Annotated in this window: 13 protein-coding genes; 5 read left to right on the forward strand and 8 right to left on the reverse strand. The window is 66.8% G+C overall.

Features of this window, described 5'->3' with window-relative positions:
- The first annotated feature begins 87 nt into the window (after positions 1-87).
- A complete protein-coding gene (gene mutS / locus GA0071312_RS15100; protein ID WP_108721922.1) occupies positions 88-2,736 on the forward strand; it encodes a DNA mismatch repair protein MutS in 2,649 nt (882 codons plus the stop codon).
- A gap of 9 nt (positions 2,737-2,745) precedes the next feature.
- Here the strand turns inward: mutS and GA0071312_RS20125 are convergent, their stop codons facing one another.
- Entirely contained in the window at positions 2,746-3,456 is a 711-nt protein-coding gene (locus tag GA0071312_RS20125) for a DUF937 domain-containing protein (protein ID WP_165604048.1), read from the reverse strand.
- Between the two features lie 602 nt (positions 3,457-4,058).
- Between GA0071312_RS20125 and GA0071312_RS15110 the strand changes: the two genes are divergently transcribed.
- The gene (locus tag GA0071312_RS15110) at positions 4,059-5,207 is read left to right on the forward strand and encodes a type III PLP-dependent enzyme (RefSeq protein WP_074445636.1); all 1,149 of its coding nucleotides are present in this window, start codon (positions 4,059-4,061) and stop codon (positions 5,205-5,207) included.
- Between the two features lie 47 nt (positions 5,208-5,254).
- On the opposite strand, the gene ybgC is transcribed toward GA0071312_RS15110, so the two are convergent.
- A complete protein-coding gene (ybgC, locus tag GA0071312_RS15115) occupies positions 5,255-5,740 on the reverse strand; it encodes a tol-pal system-associated acyl-CoA thioesterase (RefSeq protein ID WP_083204604.1) in 486 nt (161 codons plus the stop codon).
- A gap of 256 nt (positions 5,741-5,996) precedes the next feature.
- Between ybgC and GA0071312_RS15120 the strand changes: the two genes are divergently transcribed.
- A complete protein-coding gene (locus GA0071312_RS15120; protein ID WP_074445637.1) occupies positions 5,997-8,513 on the forward strand; it encodes a TIGR02302 family protein in 2,517 nt (838 codons plus the stop codon).
- 77 nt (positions 8,514-8,590) lie between these two features.
- On the opposite strand, the gene GA0071312_RS15125 is transcribed toward GA0071312_RS15120, so the two are convergent.
- Positions 8,591-9,031, reverse strand: coding sequence for an outer membrane protein assembly factor BamE (locus GA0071312_RS15125; protein WP_074445638.1), 441 nt, complete (start codon positions 9,029-9,031; stop codon positions 8,591-8,593).
- A gap of 126 nt (positions 9,032-9,157) precedes the next feature.
- On the opposite strand from GA0071312_RS15125, the gene GA0071312_RS15130 reads away from it, so the two are divergent.
- Both GA0071312_RS15130 and GA0071312_RS15135 read left to right on the forward strand, forming a co-directional pair.
- On the forward strand, positions 9,158-9,709 hold the full coding sequence (locus tag GA0071312_RS15130) for a ubiquinol-cytochrome C chaperone family protein (protein ID WP_074445639.1): 552 nt from the start codon (positions 9,158-9,160) through the stop codon (positions 9,707-9,709).
- Positions 9,699-10,274 carry a YceD family protein gene (locus tag GA0071312_RS15135; RefSeq protein WP_074445640.1) on the forward strand — a complete coding sequence of 192 codons (576 nt, stop codon included), beginning with the start codon at positions 9,699-9,701 and terminating at the stop codon, positions 10,272-10,274. The genes GA0071312_RS15130 and GA0071312_RS15135 overlap by 11 nt, the downstream gene beginning before the upstream one ends.
- Positions 10,275-10,295: 21 nt before the next feature.
- Here GA0071312_RS15135 and GA0071312_RS15140 read toward each other — a convergent pair whose 3' ends face one another.
- The 5 genes from GA0071312_RS15140 to GA0071312_RS15160 form a co-directional block, all read right to left on the reverse strand.
- Positions 10,296-11,039 (reverse strand): CoA-transferase, encoded by a 744-nt coding sequence (locus tag GA0071312_RS15140; RefSeq protein WP_074445641.1) that lies wholly within the window; start codon positions 11,037-11,039, stop codon positions 10,296-10,298.
- Positions 11,036-11,872 (reverse strand): CoA transferase subunit A, encoded by an 837-nt coding sequence (locus GA0071312_RS15145; RefSeq protein ID WP_074445642.1) that lies wholly within the window; start codon positions 11,870-11,872, stop codon positions 11,036-11,038. Before GA0071312_RS15145 ends, GA0071312_RS15140 begins: the two co-directional genes overlap by 4 nt.
- A 116-nt stretch (positions 11,873-11,988) precedes the next feature.
- Complete coding sequence (locus GA0071312_RS15150; protein ID WP_074445643.1) at positions 11,989-12,891, reverse strand: gamma-glutamylcyclotransferase; 903 nt, start codon at positions 12,889-12,891, stop codon at positions 11,989-11,991.
- 99 nt (positions 12,892-12,990) lie between these two features.
- Positions 12,991-14,601: an ABC transporter substrate-binding protein gene (locus GA0071312_RS15155; protein ID WP_074445644.1), complete on the reverse strand. Its 1,611-nt coding sequence runs from the start codon at positions 14,599-14,601 to the stop codon at positions 12,991-12,993.
- A 394-nt stretch (positions 14,602-14,995) separates the two neighbouring features.
- The gene (locus tag GA0071312_RS15160; RefSeq protein ID WP_074445645.1) at positions 14,996-16,240 is read right to left on the reverse strand and encodes a Zn-dependent hydrolase; all 1,245 of its coding nucleotides are present in this window, start codon (positions 16,238-16,240) and stop codon (positions 14,996-14,998) included.
- Between the last annotated feature and the right edge of the window lie 31 nt (positions 16,241-16,271).

The raw sequence follows: 16,271 nt of genomic DNA on the forward strand, positions 1-16,271 counted from the left end.
ACGAAGACGCGTAAACATGAGACGCAGAGCCAGGAGGCGCCCGCAGGTCCGCCTGTGGCGAGCGTCGCGCCCGAACGTGTCACGCCGATGATGGCGCAATATATCGAGATCAAGGCGGCCAATCCGGATTCGCTGCTGTTCTATCGCATGGGCGATTTCTACGAGCTCTTCTTCGAGGATGCCGAGATCGCCTCGCGCGCGCTCGGCATCGTGCTGACGAAGCGCGGCAAGCATCGCGGGGAGGATATCCCGATGTGCGGCGTGCCGGTCGAGCGCGCCGATGATTACCTCCAGCGCCTGATCGGGCTGGGCCACCGCGTCGCCGTCTGCGAGCAGATGGAGGATCCCGCCGAGGCGAAGAAGCGGGGCAACAAATCGGTGGTGCGCCGCGACGTGGTACGCCTCGTCACGCCCGGCACCATCACCGAGGAGAACCTGCTCGAACCCGGGCGCGCCAATCTCCTGCTCGCCATCGGCAGACGCCGCGCCGGCGATGATCACGCCCTTTACGGCCTCGCCGCAGTCGATATCTCGACGGGTCGCTTCAGCGTCGCCGAGACCGATGCCGCTGGCCTGCCCGGGGAGGTGGCGCGGCTCGATCCGCGCGAGATCGTGCTGGCCGATACCATCCTCGACGATCCGGCGCTCGCCGGCTTCTGGCGCGAGACGCAGATCCCGCTCTGCCCGCTCCCGCGCGACGGGCTCGACGCCACCTCCGCCGAGAACCGGCTGTGCGATCATTTCGGTGTCGCCACGCTGGATGCCTTCGGCGATTTCACCCGCGCCGAGATCATTGCGGCGGGCACGGCGCTTGCCTATGTCGCGCGCACCCAGATCGCCGCGCGCCCGGCGCTGGAGCCACCGCGCCGGGAAGCGGTGAGCGCGAGCCTCGCCATCGACGCCGCGACACGGGCCAATCTCGAACTCACCCGCACCCTCGCCGGCGAGCGCGCCGGCTCGCTCCTCGCCACCATCGACATGACCGTCACCCCCGGCGGCGGGCGGCTCCTCGCCGAGCGCCTTGCCGGCCCCTCCACTGATCTCACGGAGATCGGCGCGCGGCTCGACGCACTCGATTTCCTGGTGGACGACCCCGCCCTGCGCGAGCGCCTGCGCGGCGCACTCGCCGGAGCACCCGATATCACCCGGGCGCTCTCGCGGCTGGCGCTGGATCGCGGCGGGCCGCGAGACCTCGCCACGATCCGCGACGGGCTGATCGCCGCGCGCGCCATCGCCGCCCTGCTCGACGCCACGCCGGCTCCGGCCTACAGCCTGCCCGAGGCGCTGGCCGCGTCCCGCGCCGCGCTGGATACCGTGGATAAAAGCCTTTCCGATACCCTCGCGGCAGCACTCGTGGAGGATCCCCCGCTCGCACGCCGCGATGGCGGCTTCATCCGCGAGGGGCGCGATGCCGGCCTCGACGAGGCGCGTGTGCTGCAAGGCGATTCGCGCCGCTTCATCGCCGGATTGCAGGGCCGCTATGCCGAGGAGACCGAGTGCCGGACCTTGCGCATCAAGCACAACAACATGCTCGGCTATTATGTCGAGGTGCCCCAGGCCACCGGCGAGGCCTGGCTGCGCAACGCCATGAAGGAGACCTTCATCCACCGGCAATCCATGTCGGGGGCCATGCGCTTCACCACGGTGGAGCTCGGTGAGCTCGAAGCGCGCATCGCCGGCGCCGCCGAGCGCGCCCGCGCCATCGAGACGGCGCTCTTCACCGAGCTCTCCAACCTCGTTGTGGCGCAGGCGCAAGGCATCAACGCCATCGCGCAGGCGCTCTCGGCGCTTGATGTCACGGCGGCCCTGGCGGAGCTCGCCGAGACGCGCGGCTGGACGCGCCCGATCGTCGATGACAGCCTCGCCTTCGCCATCGAAGGCGGGCGCCACCCGGTGGTGGAGGATGCGCTGGCCCGTGCCGGCGAGAGCTTCATCGCCAATGATGCCGATCTCTCCGGCGCCGATGCGGGGCATATCAGCGTCATTACCGGACCGAACATGGGCGGCAAATCCACCTATCTGCGCCAGAACGCGCTGATCGTGGTTCTCGCGCAGATGGGCGCGCGAGTGCCCGCGCGTCACGCGCATATCGGGCTGGTCGACCGTTTGTTTTCGCGCGTGGGTGCAGCGGATGATCTCGCGCGGGGCCGCTCCACCTTCATGGTGGAGATGGTCGAGACCGCCGCGATCCTCAACCAGGCCAGCCGCCGCTCCCTCGTCATCCTCGACGAGATCGGGCGCGGCACCGCGACCTTCGACGGTCTCTCCATCGCCTGGGCGGCGATCGAGCATCTGCATGACGTCAATGGTTGCCGCGCCCTCTTCGCCACCCATTTCCACGAGCTCACGCGCCTCGCCGAGCGGCTGGCGCGTTTGTCGAACGTCACCCTCAAGGTGGCCGAGCACAAGGGCGAGGTGGTCTTCCTGCATGAGGTGGTGCCAGGCGCCGCTGACCGCTCATACGGGCTGCAGGTGGCGCGCCTCGCCGGTTTGCCCGCGCCGGTGATCGCGCGCGCACGCACCATCCTCGAAGAGTTGGAGCGCGCCGATCTCGAGAACCCCTCCACCGCCCGGTTCGACGACCTCCCCCTTTTCGCCGCACCGGCGCGCCAGCCCCCGCCGCAAGTCGCGCCCGGGCCGGACCCGCTGCACGAAGCCCTCGCCGCGATCGATCCGGACGAGCTCAGCCCGCGCGAGGCGCTGGAGCGGCTTTATGCGTTGAAGAAACTGGTTTGAGGCCTCCCGTCAGCCCTCGTCCTTCGGCGGTCGAGACTGATCCTGTGCACCCGTCTCCGGCGCCGCATGCGCCATCTGCCGCGCGGCCTCCTCGAAGGCGGCGCGCATCATCTGCATTTGCGTATCCTGCATTTCGCGCCCGAGCTGCATGAAACGCTCCCAGTGGCCGAACATCTCCGCGACCGCCTTCTCGCCCTCGCTCTTGGGCGGAGGCGCGGGTTCGGGCTCGACGCCGAACATGGCCGAGAACATCATCTCGTAGGGGTTATCCGACGCACGGTCACGCCGCGCATCAGACTGGCTGCGCATGCGTTCGCCCATGCCGCCCATCAGCGTTGCAGCCACGTAGGGCATCATCTGGGACATGGTCTCGCGGGAGAGGCCGGCGAGTTTCGCGCTTTGATCGGAGAGATTGCGCGCGAGATCAGGCGAGCCGAACAGGGCGCCGAGCGCTTCCTCGCCGCGCCGGCGGGCATCCTGCGAATAGGCCTCCGCCGCGCTTTCGAAGAACGGCGCATAGGCGCCGCGCGCCATCGCCTCGGTGAGATCGCGCAGATGGTCCGGCTTCTCGCGCTGCTGCTGCAAGCCGAGCGCGAAGGCCGGCGCGAGGGCGGCCAGCGCCTTGCGCGTATCCTCGTGGCTCATGCCGAACTGCGCAGCGAAACTCTCGATCGCCGCCCCGCCCTGCGCGTTGCGCATGATCTCCGCGAAATTCAGCATGATGTCCTCCCATACTGCGCCATAGATGCGCAAGACGAGCCTACGCCGACATCGGCGCGGGCGAAAGTGCAACGGACTCGGCGCTGCGTCGCGATGGTGCCGGGTGCGACGAAAAAACGACGCGCCAGATCCGATTTTTCTTGAAATATCCGGGCGATGGCTGTACTGACCGCCTTGCCCAATTTCGCACGTGCCTGTGGTCGCGTGCCGGTCGGCGGAAGCGATCAGGTTGATCGCGACGCCCGCGAGCTTATCAGGCTCACGGAAAGCGACTGGTGCCGGAGGCAACCGGCCTGTGGTGTCGCAATACGACGCCCAGCGCGGCTTAAAGCAACGACGACACGGGCTTTTTTGGTCTCCGTCGGCCCTCCACAGGTCGGCAACCGAAGAGGCTTGTCTCATCATTGCCGCATGTGCGGATCGGATTTTTCCGTTCCAAACGAAGGCAGCACGACGGGTTCGACCCGCCCTACGCCGCTCATGTCTCCACAGCATGTCCGGCGTCGGCGCAGTCCGACCCCCGAGCTGGGTGGCCCGCAGCCACCTGAATTCTGGCCGTGACGGCACGACGCCGTCCGTCGAACCTTTGTCAGGAGGGCGCCATGACTGCGCGCATCCACGAATTTCTGCGCACCCGCGACGATGACGGGCCGTGCCTCGTCGTCGATCGGGACGTCGTGCGCGACAACTACCTGCAATTCGCCCGCTCGCTGCCCGATACACGGGTGTTCTACGCGGTGAAGGCGAACCCGGCGCCGGAACTGCTTGCGCTTCTGGCCGAGCTCGGCTCGTGCTTCGACACGGCCTCCGTGCAGGAAATGAAGCTCGTGCTCGAAGCCGGCGCCACGGCTGACCGGATCTCTTTCGGCAACACCATCAAGAAGGAGCGCGACATCGCACGCGCCCTCGAACTCGGTGTGCGCCTGTTCGCGGTGGATTGCGAGGCCGAGGTCGAGAAGATCGCCCGTGCGGCGGAGCTCACCGGTGCGCAGGATATCCGCGTCTTCTGTCGCATCCTGTGCGACGGCGCCGGCGCCGAATGGCCGCTTTCGCGCAAGTTCGGCTGCGCGCCGGAAATGGCGGTCGAGGTTCTGGAGCATGCCTGGAGGCATGGGCTCGACGCGTATGGCGTGTCCTTCCATGTCGGCTCACAGCAGGGGAATACCCAAGCCTGGGACCAGGCGCTGGCGGCCTCCGCCGCGATCTTCCGCGAATGCGCCGAACGTGGCATCCGCTTGTCCATGGTCAATCTCGGCGGCGGGTTTCCCACGCGCTATCTCAAGCAGATCCCGGCGGTCGAGGCTTATGGCCAGTCGATCTTCGAGGCACTTTCGCGGCATTTCGGAAACCGCATTCCCGAGACCATCATCGAGCCGGGTCGCGGCATGGTCGGCAATGCCGGCGTGATCGAGGCGGAAGTGGTGCTGGTCTCGAGGAAGAGCCGTGCGGAAGACGAAATCCGCTGGGTCTATCTCGATATCGGCAAGTTCGGCGGTCTCGCCGAGACCATGGACGAGGCGATCCGCTATGCCATCCGCACGCCGCATGACGGTGAGGCGTCCACGCCCTGCGTGCTCGCCGGCCCGACCTGCGATTCGGCGGATGTGATGTATGAGCGCATTCCCTATGACCTGCCGGTCTCACTTTCGATCGGCGACAAGGTGCTGATCGAGGGCACGGGCGCCTATACCTCGACCTATGCCGCCGTCGCCTTCAACGGCTTCCCGCCACTGAAGAGCTACGTGATCTGAGCGCGCGATCATGCATGCGGGGCCCCGGAGAGGGTCCCGCATCACCCTCACCCGTTCCCGCTTTCCGCCAGCATTCCCGCGAGCACCTTGCGCAAGGATGTCGGGATCCGGGCGGGCCTGCCGTCGCGGATACAGGCGACGACGACCCGGACGCCGACGAGCAACGCCCCCGCACGCATCACCGCCTGATCCATGGTCAGCGAGGCCCCGCCCGTCTCGATGATGCGCGTCTCGATGTCGAGCACGTCATCCATCAGCGCCGGGCGGCTGAAATCGATCTCCATGCGCCGCACGGCGAAGGCGAGCCCGCCCTCCTCACGATGCAGGCGCGACTGGTCGATGCCGAGAAGGCGCAGGCAATCGCTGCGCCCGCGCTCGCAATAGCGCAGATAATTGGCGTGATAGACGATCCCGGAGAAATCCGTGTCCTCGTAATAGACCCGCAGCCGAAGCCGATGGACGCCGTTCGCGATCACACCGGCGAGGGCGTGATCCGGGCTTGCGCGGAGCGTCGTGTCCGGGGTTTCGCGCATTACGGGGTCCTTGTCTTGCATGCCTGAGCATGGCGCTGCTGCGGGCAATCGCCGCGACCGGAGTGCTTTCGCCCAGAAATAACCGTGTTACCATGAAAGAGGAAGCGTTAGACTGAGGTCGGATCGGTCGAAAGGCCGTGCGCGCCCGACGAGAAACGAGATGCAGGGACGCCGTATGCGACTTCTCCCGCAAGGGCTGCGAGCCCTGTTTCACCGCTTTCGGCCAGAGAACCCGCCAGAGCCAGACGCTGATCCGGTGGTACAGCAGCGCCGCCTGCGCACGCGGCTCGACCGCCTCGTCGGACGGGCGCGCGCAACGCTTGCCATCGAGTTGCTCTGGCCGCGCCTCTGGCTACCGCTTTCCGTCATCGCCGCCTTCCTGACCCTGGCCTGGCTCGGCCTGTTCCAGCAGATACCGACCCTGGCGCGAATCGCCGTGGTCGCTATCGTGGCCATCGCCTTCATCGCCTCCTGCATCCCCGCGATCAGCGCGCTGGTGCGGGTTCTGCGCGGCGCGCCCGGTCGCGCGGCGGCGCTGGCGCGGCTCGAGCGTGATTCGCGGCTCGAACACGGGCCGGCGCGCACCCTCGACGATTCCCTCGCCCTCGGTGATCGCGATCCCGCCGCCATGGCACTTTGGGAGATCCATCGCCGCCGCGCAGCAAACGCCCTTGCGGGCATGCGCCTCGACGCTCCCGATCCGGCCATGCCGCAACGCGACCGCTACGCATTGCGCGCCGTGCCCGTGCTCGCCGTCGTCGCCAGCGCCTTCGTCGCCGGTCCGGAGATCGGCGCACGGCTGAACGCCGCTTTCGACTGGCGCGCCCCGACGGCGCAAGCACCCGCCATGCGCATCGACGGCTGGATCGACCCGCCCGGCTATACCGACATCGCCCCGCTGATGCTCGATTTCAACCGTGAGGCGCAGCATTTGCGCGTGCCGCAGGATTCGGTCATCGTGATTCGGGTGGCAGGGGAAGCGCCCCCGCGCATCGCCGCCGTGACCGGGCTCGACGCCCTCGACGGCGCCGGTCGCGAGGCCGGCGAAGGCCTGAACGAGCAACGCTTTCGCATTCACGCAGATGCGCAGCTCGAAATCGGCTCCGAAACCGCTCCCGCGCACCGCCTGAGCATCACCGCGATCCCGGATGTCCCGCCGGAGATCAGCTTTGACGGATCGCCGGAAGTGCAGGCGCGAGGCGCTTTCACCCTCGCCTACGCGCTGCAGGATGATTACGGCGTTGCGCAAGCGCGCGCCCTCGTCGCCCTCCCGCCGGAGCGCGACGCGCATACCCCGCTCGTCCCGCCGCCGGACCTGTCCCTTTCGCTCGGGCGCAGCGGTGAAGAGGGCATCGCCTCGACGAATTTCGACCGCACCGATCACCCCTGGGCGGGTGCGCGGGTGACCCTCCAGCTCGAAGCGCGCGACGATGCCGGGCAAACCGGCTATTCCGAGGTCATCGATTTCACCTTGCCGCAACGCCCCTTCAACGATCCACTGGCACGCGCGCTCGTCGAGCAGCGGCGCAACCTCGTTCTCGAACCCGCACATCGCCACAGGGTGCTCGGCGCCCTTGAAGCGCTGATGATCGCGCCGGAGCGTTTCGAGATTCCCTGGGGCGTCTGGCTCGGCCTGCGCAGCGCCACGAACCGGCTCGCCCAGGCGCGCAGCGACGCGGATCTCGTCGCCATCGCCGACTGGCTCTGGGCGATGGCACTCGATATCGAGGATGGCGGCATGTCCGATGCCGAGCAGGCCCTGCGCGCCGCGCAGGAGCGTCTGCAACAGGCCATGGACGAGGGCGCGAGCGAGGAAGAACTCGCTCAACTGATGGCGGAACTGCGCGAGGCGATGGACGCCTATATGCGCGAACTCGCGCGCACAATGATGGACGAATCCGACAATGCCGAAGCGCCGCGCATGCCGTCGGGCGAGCAGCAGACGATCACCGAGCAGGATCTGCAGGACATGATGGACGCCATGCAGGACGTAATGCAGCGCGGCGACATGGCCGAGGCGCAGCGCCTGATGGATGAACTGCGCAACATCATGCAGAACCTCCAGACCGCCCAGCGCGGCGACATGTCCTCCGATCCGCATACCCGTGAACTGAACCGCCAGCTCGACGAGCTCGACGCCATCACCCGCGAGCAGCAGCAACTGCGCGACGAGACTTTCGGCGACGCGCAGCGCCAGCGCCGCGGTGAACAGGCGCAACGCGATCAGGGCGAGGAAGACGGCGAAGGCGACCTCTCCGAGCAGCAACAGGCCTTGCGCGACCGTCTGCAGGAATTGCAGGAGCGCATGCGCGAACTCGGCATGCAGGGCGAGCAGGGTCTCGACAATGCCGAGGGCGCGATGGGCGAGGCGGAAAGCGCCCTCGGCGAGGGCAGCCCTGACGATGCCGTCGATGCGCAGGGGCGCGCCCTCGAAGGCCTGCAACAGGGTCTCCAGGGCATGGCTGATCAGATGCAGCAAATGTTCGGCGAGGGTCAGGGCGAAGGCGGCGGCCAGCCGGGCGAGATGCGCGGTGAAGGCAGTGAAGGGCGTATGGGGCGGATGGAGGGGCGCGAAGGCCGCGATACCGATCCGCTGGGCCGCCCGACCCGTGACCAGGGACGTTTCGAGAGCGATGTCCGCGTGCCCGGCGCCGATGAGAGCCCCGCGCGGCGTGCTCGCCGCATTCTCGAAGAGTTGCGCGACCGTCTGGCCGATCCCGGCCTTCCGGGAGAAGAACGCGACTATTTCGAGCGGCTGCTGCGCCGCGACTGATCAGCCCGCCAATCTCCGACACGAAAACGCCGCCGCGTCACCTTTGCGCAGCGGCGTTTCGGCTTTCGGCAAATCGATCAGCGCAGCGGATTGAAGCCGACCACACCCCGGAAGAGATTGGCGAGGAAGCTCTGCTCCTGCCCGCCCGTGGGCGTCGTGCGCGAAATGAAATCGAAGATTTGACCATCTTCCAGCCCGTAGAGCGCCACACGCTCCACACGCAGGTTGGGCGTGAAATAAACCGCCGTGACCTGCTGCTCGACGATTTCCTGCTTCTGGAAGGCGAATTGCTGCCGCGCAGTCTGGCTGACGTAATACCAGGACTGGTTTCCGACGGTAGACACCGTCGAAGGCGTGCCCAGCGTCTCCAGCACCTGCTCGGCGGACATGCCGGGCTCTACACTTTCCAGAGCCTCTTCATCAACTATATAGCCGCGCTGGAACGTTTCACCCTGCATGCAGGCCGAGGTGAGGCCTGCGATCAGAATGACGGCGGCAAGGCGGGTGATCATCTTCATGGCGACTCGCTTCCGGCGCTGGTCCGTTCGAACTGCGGCTTCGGGGAACTTGCGCCCGGCCGGGTGAATGGCGTAACCCGACTGGAATCTTTTGACAAGGGCGTGCGCGCCCGGAAAGCTGAGGCGATGATCTTCAACTGGTTTCGCAAGGACCGCGTCCAGGACCCGGTACAGACGATGCTCACCCGCGTGATCGCCGCATCGCGCGCAGAACCGCTTTATACCGATCTCGGCGTGCCCGACACGCTGGAAGGCCGCTATGAAGCCGTCATCCTGCACATGACGCTGATCCTGCGCCGCCTGCGGCATCTGCCGCCGCCGGCAGATGATTTCGCACAGGAATTCGTCGATGCCTTCTTCAAATGGCTCGACATGTCCCTGCGGGACATGGGCGTCGGTGATCTCGCCGTGCCCAAGCGCATGAAGAAACTCGTCACGGCTTTCTACGGACGCGCCCGCAGCTACGGCAGCGCCCTCGACGACGGCGACCGCGCCGCGCTGGAGGATGCCCTCGACCGGAACGTCACGGAGCGCGGCGATCCGGCACAGGCGCTGGCTGCCTACATGATCGCGGCGGAAGCGGCTCTGGAAAAACAGGATTTCGCCACCCTGCTGCGCGATGGTCCCGATTACGCCACCGCCCTGCCTGCGGCGTCAGGAGATCACCATGGCGCGTGACCGAGAGGATTCCACGGGATCCGCCGCCCCGACCCCCGAGCCGGGCCCGCTGGCGCGCCTGATTGATGCAGAGCGCCTGCCCCGCCACGGGACCGAAATTACCATAACTGCCGATGCCGAAGAGATGGCCGCGCTCGCCGAGGCGCTCGACATCCCGGCGATCCACGCCCTCGAAGGCGTCTTCAGCGTCGAGGGCTCGGGCAAGCGCGCACGCGTCACGGGGATCGTCCGTGCGCGTGTGAGCCAGATTTGCGGCGTGTCGCTCGATCCGTTCGAGACCGAGATCGAGGAAGAGGTCGATCTCGATTTCGCTGCCGCGCAACGGCGCAAGCTGACGCCGGAAGAAGAAGAGCAGCGCCGGATCGACCCGCCAGACGAGATCATCAACGGCAAGATCGATCTGGGTCGTGTCACCGCCGAATTCCTCGCGCTCGGACTCGACCCGTTCCCGCGCAAACCGGGCGTGGTGTTCGAGGAGCCCGCCCCGGCCGAATCACGCGAAAACCCGTTCGGCGCGCTGGCAGGGTTGAAGCGCGGCGCGGATGAGGACGATTCGAAGGGCTGACATGCAGCCGCCGCCATCGCTTCAGGCGGCGAGATCCCACAATTGCGCGGCGAAACCGGGATAGGTTTCTGCCACGGCACGCGCGACATCGCCGCGCATCAGCGCGAGCGTATCGGCATCGGGAAGCGGCGTGTGTGGCACGGCGTCCGGCATATCGAAGCGAAAGCCGGTCTGCGCCACGACGGATTCCGGCGTCTGACCGGGATGCACACTGCGCAGGGTGAAACCCGCCCGCTCCGGCGAGAACGCGAACACGGCCCGCCCCGTCACCAGAGCGCGGGGCCCGCCGGGGCGGTAGATGTCAGGGCCGGAGGTGCCGGGCGCCGAGATGAAATCGACCCGCTCCACCAGCGTGCGCGGCGTATGCTCCTCACGAAACAGGATGATCTTCGGCACGAGGAAGGCCAGATAGGCCGAGCCGAAAGAGCCCGGAAAACGCACCTTCGGCTGCGCCGGGTCGCCGATCCCCACCAGATTGATATTGCCCGCCCCGTCGATCTGCCCGCCGGACAGGAAGAACGCGTCGATGCGACCCTGCGCGGCGCAATCGAACAGTTCGCGCCCGCCATCGGTGAAGAAATTGTGCCGCGTGCTGCCCAGAACCGAGACGCGCATCGCCCCGTGACTGCGCGCCTGCGCGAGCAGAGCCGCAGCACCTGGTATCGGTGAACTCGCCCCCACCGCGACATGGCCGCAGCCATCGAGCATGGCCGCGATGCGCGCGATCAGGATTTCACGGATGTGGATCTCTGCCGCACCGCTCATGCCGGCACCGTCTGCGATGCGTCAGCGTCGACCCCCGCGAGCCAGGCGGCAAAGGCGCCATCATCGCGCGATGCCTGCGCATAGGCGCCGAGCGCCGCCTCGTTCGCACCATAAGCACCGAACAGGCCGACCGGATCGGCGCCGCGCGGCGCCTGCGCGATCGCCTCGACATAGAGTGCGGGGATGGTGGCGCCTGCACGCGCCTCGTCGGCCAGAAAATCGGTATCGACGATGCGCTCGACACTCACGAGCGTGCGCCGCGCGGCATGGGCCATCAGCATGAGCTCGCGCCGCACGCCGATGAAGACATTGCCGTCCCGGTCGGCGGCGGGGGCGTGGAACAGGGCGATTTCCGGCGTGATGGCCGGCACCAGCAGGATCGGGTCGCGGCCCTGCGATCCGTAGGGATTGTCGATCAGCTTCCAGTCCGGTCGCTGCGCCACGAGATCAGAGCCGATGATGCCGCGCAGCGGCATGAAGGGAATCCCCTTTTCCGCTGCCTGCAAGCCGGCATGAATCGCCGGGCAGGTGGCGTCGCGCATGGCGAGTTTGCCCGTGCGCAGGGCCGCGTTGAAACGCCCGGCGGGGCCGTATTCCCCGAGCGAGACGGCAGCCGCCTCGATCTGCGTGACGCAACCGGCGCCGATCAGCATATCTGCCTGAAACCCCGCCGTCGGCACCGCCACGAGCCGCAGATCGCTGATGCGTCGGCGCAGCAGCGTGCGGATCACGGCCATGGCGCAGCCGCTGTAATCCGGCGCGATCGCGAGATGCGTCCCGTCGGGGATGCGTGCGCCGAGATCGGCTATGTCGAGAATCGCGGGACCGGTCATGGCGTACCCTCCTGCCCGCCGGGGCGCTGTCATGGAACCAGGATCATACAGGCGGAGACGGACAGCTTAAGCGCCAAACGCGCAGATCGACCTGTGCCAAAGGCCCTGAAGCGCGTTCAGCCGGCACGCCTGTGACTGCGCCAGCAGCCGCCGGCAATGATCGGGAAACGGTCATGGTCGAGCAGGATATAGGCCCAGGCGGTGATTGCGGCATCCGGTCTTGATGCCGCCTCCTCCCGCGCTGTCACGGGCACGCGACGATAGACATTGCCAAGCGCACCATAACCGGCGAAATCTTCATAACCATCGAAAGCATCGAGCACGCTCGTGATATCGGCAAAGGCGAGCAGTTCGCCACGCACGTGCGCCTCGGGACTTGCCTCCTGCGGCAGCGGGCGCACCATGCCCGGATAAGGCCCGCAATCCTTGAGCAGGCCCGCCACCCGCGCCGGGCGCGGGTCCGGCGGCGCCGCCTCGTGCGCCCAGTGATGATCTCCGCGCTCACCGCGCATCAACGTGCCGTAGACGAAGGCAGTGTGGATATCTCCGGCCGGGCGCCCCGCCGCCGCATCCTCCAGAATGCGCGCGTCGATCCCGAAAGCCGCGCGCCCTGACGCGCAAACCGCCTGATAATCCGCATGCGGTGCCACGAAGGGTAAGCGATCCTGCGGCCTCACCCGGTAGGTGAAGGCTTCGATCTCCGCGCCGTCCTCGTCGAGCACCGTGATCGGCACGCGTTCATAAGCCCGCGGCGCACCCTCCTTGTGATCGAGGGCGGCGAGCGTCGCATCGCACACGGAAAACAGCATGCCCGGAACGGCGGCGCCGCGACGCGGCAGGATGTCGAGCACGCCGCCGCCGCGTTTTTGCGAGTAGCGGGTAAAGGCGAGCGTGTGATCGGGCGCGACGGCCGGATGAAGGGGTTGCAGCCCGTCGGCATGGAACCCGTGGCGGCGGCAATAGGCGCGCCAGTCGTGCAATTCGAGATTGGAGCCGTAGGCGAAATAGAGGCGTTTCATCACCGTAGAATCGCGCCGCGCCAGGCAGTCGTCAAGGCAATCGTCAAAAGCAACCGACCGCCCGTGGGCGGCCGGTGATTTTCGTCTGACGCGTCAGCCTCACTCGGCGGGGCGGACCATCATGGCGATGGTGTACTGGTCGACGCGGGGCGTGAGTTCCAGACCTTCTGCGAAGGCCCAGGGGGTGACCTCGAAGTGCAGCGGCACGGTGGCGTAGTCTTCCATTGCCATGATCGAGGCGCGTTGCAGGATTTCCTCGCGGGCATCGTCGTCGACGGTGCGGCGGGCTTCCATGACGAGCGCGTCGATGGCGGGGTTGGAATAACGCTGCCGGTTGGTCGAACCCATGCCGGTATCGGGATCGCGGGTCGCGACCAGCGCCGTGAGCGAGTTGGCCATCTCACCCGAAGCCGCCCCCCAGCCGGCCAGCCACATGCCGAATTCCTGGTTGTTGCGGCTGGAGAAGAAGGTCGAGGCCGTCATTGCATCGACACCCGTGCGAATGCCGATCCGCGACAGGAACTGCGCCACGGCCTGGGCCACGCGCTCGGCGTTGATGTAGCGGTCGTTGGGAGACGAGAGCGTGATCTCGAAACCGTCACCGAAGCCGGCCTCTTCCAGGAGCTCGGCCGAACGCTCGGGATCATACACGTCCGGCTCGGCGTCTTCGCGGGTACCAAACAGCGGATAAGGCAGAAGCTCGCCCGCCGGCACGGCCACGCCGCCCATCACGCGCTCGACGATGGCGTCGCGGTTGATCGCCTTGGAGATCGCCTCGCGCACGCGCACATCGGCAAACGGATTGACGCCGTCGGTGCCCGACACGCCCGGGGGCACTTCCTCGCCGCTATCCATGTGCAGATAGATGACGCGGTTCGACAGGCCCTGGTCGATCTGGAAACCGGCCTCGCGGATGGTGTCGAAATCCTGGATCGGCGGCGTCTCGATGACGTCCACGTCACCGGCGAGCAGCGCCGCGACGCGGGCACCCGGATTGGCGATCGGGCGCAGGGTGACGTTGTCCCAGCTCGGCGTGCCGTCCCAGTAATCGGCGTTGCGGGTGAGTTCGATACGGTCGCCCGGCACGAAGTTCTCCAGCGTGTAGGGGCCGGTACCGATCGCCGTCTCGGGGCTCGAGAAATCCGTCGAAGCCGGCAGATCGCCCATATTGGCGCAGCCATCGGCGGAGAATTCCACGCCCTCGCCGCCATAGACCGAGGCGTTGAGAATCGCCACCGAGGACATGTTGGTCGGCAAAAGCGGCGACGGGCCGTCCGTGGTGAAGGTGATGGTCGAACCGTCGACCTCCACGCCGACGATGTCGCGCACGAAGCTGGTGAAGGAGGAGGGCGAGCCCTCGACCATCGGCACGCGGCAGATCGAATAGATCACGTCCTCGGCCGAGAATGCATCGCCATTGGAGAAGCTCACGTCGTCACGCAGGGTGAATTCCCAGGTCGTGTCGGTCGTCGCTTCCCATGCCGTGGCCAGCGAAGGCCGGATCTGCATGTTCTCGTCGGAATAGGTCAGCGACTGGAAAATGTGCTGACGCAGCGCGTTGTTCGGCCCCAGATTGTGGAAATGCGGGTCCATCGAGGACGGCTCCGAACTCAGACCGATCCGCAGATCGTCCGACAATGCCGGGGCAGCCGCCATCATGGTCAATGGCAGCGCTGCCGCCAGAGCCAGTGTGCTGAACCTTGTCTTCATCCCTGTTCTCCTCATGATTTCCATTTTTTTCTTCGAACGCGAGGCTGGCGGGTTCCCCAGCTATACGCCCGATTCGCGCGATGACACGGCTCCCCGGACGGGGACCGCGCTCGCTGATTCCGTTCGGATGGTCCACGCGCATTATCGGCTTTCCGCTTCGAGATGTCTCATGCAAACCCACCGACATGGCAAAGCCAGCACAAGGCTCACGCAAAAGCACGGCCTGCTCGGAACGCGAACCTTCCGTCGCGAAAGCAGAGTAAGCAGAGGTGTTTTGCCATGGCAAGTGCCGAAATTTTGCCGCTTTGCCTCGTTGCACGTGCATATCGGGGTCGATCTCGCGACGACCATCACGAATTCGCAAGCGCTTTCAGGCAATCTTCCCGCCCTGCCCTCAGGCCTGCGACCTTGCGACGACGGCATGCATCAGCGTATCCAGCCCCGCGCGCAACCGTTCCAGAGCGACGTCCTCGCGGTGATTGTGCGTGATCCCGTCCCGGCACGGCGTGAAGATCATCGCGGTCGGGCAGATACGTGCGAGAAAATAGGCGTCGTGCCCGGCCTGGCTTGGCAGGTCACGTGTGGCATGACCCAGACGCAAAGCCTGTTCACGCACGCCCGCGACCAGGCCGGCATCGAAGATCGCGCCGCCCCAGTTCCAACGCTCGACAATCTCGCCCGTGCAGCCGGCGCGCGCCGCGGCCTGCCCCACCGCCCGCACGATTCGCTCGGCCATGATGCCCGCGATGCGCGGATCATCGTGGCGCACATCAACATTCACTTCCGACCAGTCAGAGACGATGCCGGTCTTGTTCGGCCAGGCGGCAATCCGCGCCGTCGTCGACTTGCCCCCGCTCTCGGCGAAATCCCAGCCGATATCGTCGACCAGCACGCATAACCGCGCGGCGGCGACGAGGGCATTGCGGCGCCGCTCCATCGGCCAGGGGCCGGCATGGGCGGTCTCACCCGAAAACTGGACGCGAAAACCGTGCGAATCGTAGGCATGGGTGACGATGCCCACATCGATACCCTCGGCATCAAGGATCGGCCCCTGCTCGATATGCAACTCGAAACAGGAATCGGGCACGAAGCCCCCGACCGGCGCCGCGCCGGCATAGCCGATGCGCTGCAATTCCTCGCCGAGCGTCGGCCCGTCATCGGCGCGACGCGCGCGCACCCAGTCACGATCATAAACGCCGGCGAAAGCGCCCGAGCAGATCATCGGCGGCGAGAAGCGCGCACCCTCCTCGTTGGTCCAGTTGACGATCTCGATCGGGCGCCGGGTTTCATACCCGATATCATCGAGTCGGCGCACCAGTTCCAGCGCGCCGAGTACGCCAACGATCCCGTCGAAGCGCCCGCCATTGGCCTGCGTGTCGAGATGGCTTCCGACCAGGACCGGCGCCAGATCATTCTCGCGCCCGGCCCGGCGGGCGAAGATGTTGCCGAGTTCATCCACACGCACCGCGAGTCCCGCCTCCCGGCACCAGGTGACGAAGAGATCGCGCATCTCGCGATCGGCATCGCTCAGGGCAAGGCGCGCCATGCCGCCCTCGCGCCCGGCGCCGATGCACGAGGAGGCTTCGAGAGTTTGCGCGAAACGACCGAGATCGATCCGGAGATCCTCAGGCAGGCTCATGATTTCACTCCTGTTCGGCGACGGGGACCGG

Origin of the sequence: Saliniramus fredricksonii, assembly GCF_900094735.1 — a bacterium.
Taxonomy (GTDB): Bacteria; Pseudomonadota; Alphaproteobacteria; order Rhizobiales; family Beijerinckiaceae; genus Saliniramus; species Saliniramus fredricksonii.

Coding starts and splice junctions, on each gene's coding strand:
- GA0071312_RS20125 (WP_165604048.1), bottom strand. CDS start 3,456: ATGCTGAATTTCGCGGAGATCATGCGCAACGCGCAGGGCGGGGCGGCG.
- GA0071312_RS15135 (WP_074445640.1), top strand. CDS start 9,699: ATGGCGCGTGACCGAGAGGATTCCACGGGATCCGCCGCCCCGACCCCC.
- GA0071312_RS15160 (WP_074445645.1), bottom strand. CDS start 16,240: ATGAGCCTGCCTGAGGATCTCCGGATCGATCTCGGTCGTTTCGCGCAA.
- GA0071312_RS15150 (WP_074445643.1), bottom strand. CDS start 12,891: ATGAAACGCCTCTATTTCGCCTACGGCTCCAATCTCGAATTGCACGAC.
- ybgC (WP_083204604.1), bottom strand. CDS start 5,740: ATGCGCGAAACCCCGGACACGACGCTCCGCGCAAGCCCGGATCACGCC.
- GA0071312_RS15125 (WP_074445638.1), bottom strand. CDS start 9,031: ATGAAGATGATCACCCGCCTTGCCGCCGTCATTCTGATCGCAGGCCTC.
- GA0071312_RS15110 (WP_074445636.1), top strand. CDS start 4,059: ATGACTGCGCGCATCCACGAATTTCTGCGCACCCGCGACGATGACGGG.
- GA0071312_RS15130 (WP_074445639.1), top strand. CDS start 9,158: ATGATCTTCAACTGGTTTCGCAAGGACCGCGTCCAGGACCCGGTACAG.
- GA0071312_RS15155 (WP_074445644.1), bottom strand. CDS start 14,601: ATGAAGACAAGGTTCAGCACACTGGCTCTGGCGGCAGCGCTGCCATTG.
- GA0071312_RS15145 (WP_074445642.1), bottom strand. CDS start 11,872: ATGACCGGTCCCGCGATTCTCGACATAGCCGATCTCGGCGCACGCATC.
- mutS (WP_108721922.1), top strand. CDS start 88: ATGATGGCGCAATATATCGAGATCAAGGCGGCCAATCCGGATTCGCTG.
- GA0071312_RS15140 (WP_074445641.1), bottom strand. CDS start 11,039: ATGAGCGGTGCGGCAGAGATCCACATCCGTGAAATCCTGATCGCGCGC.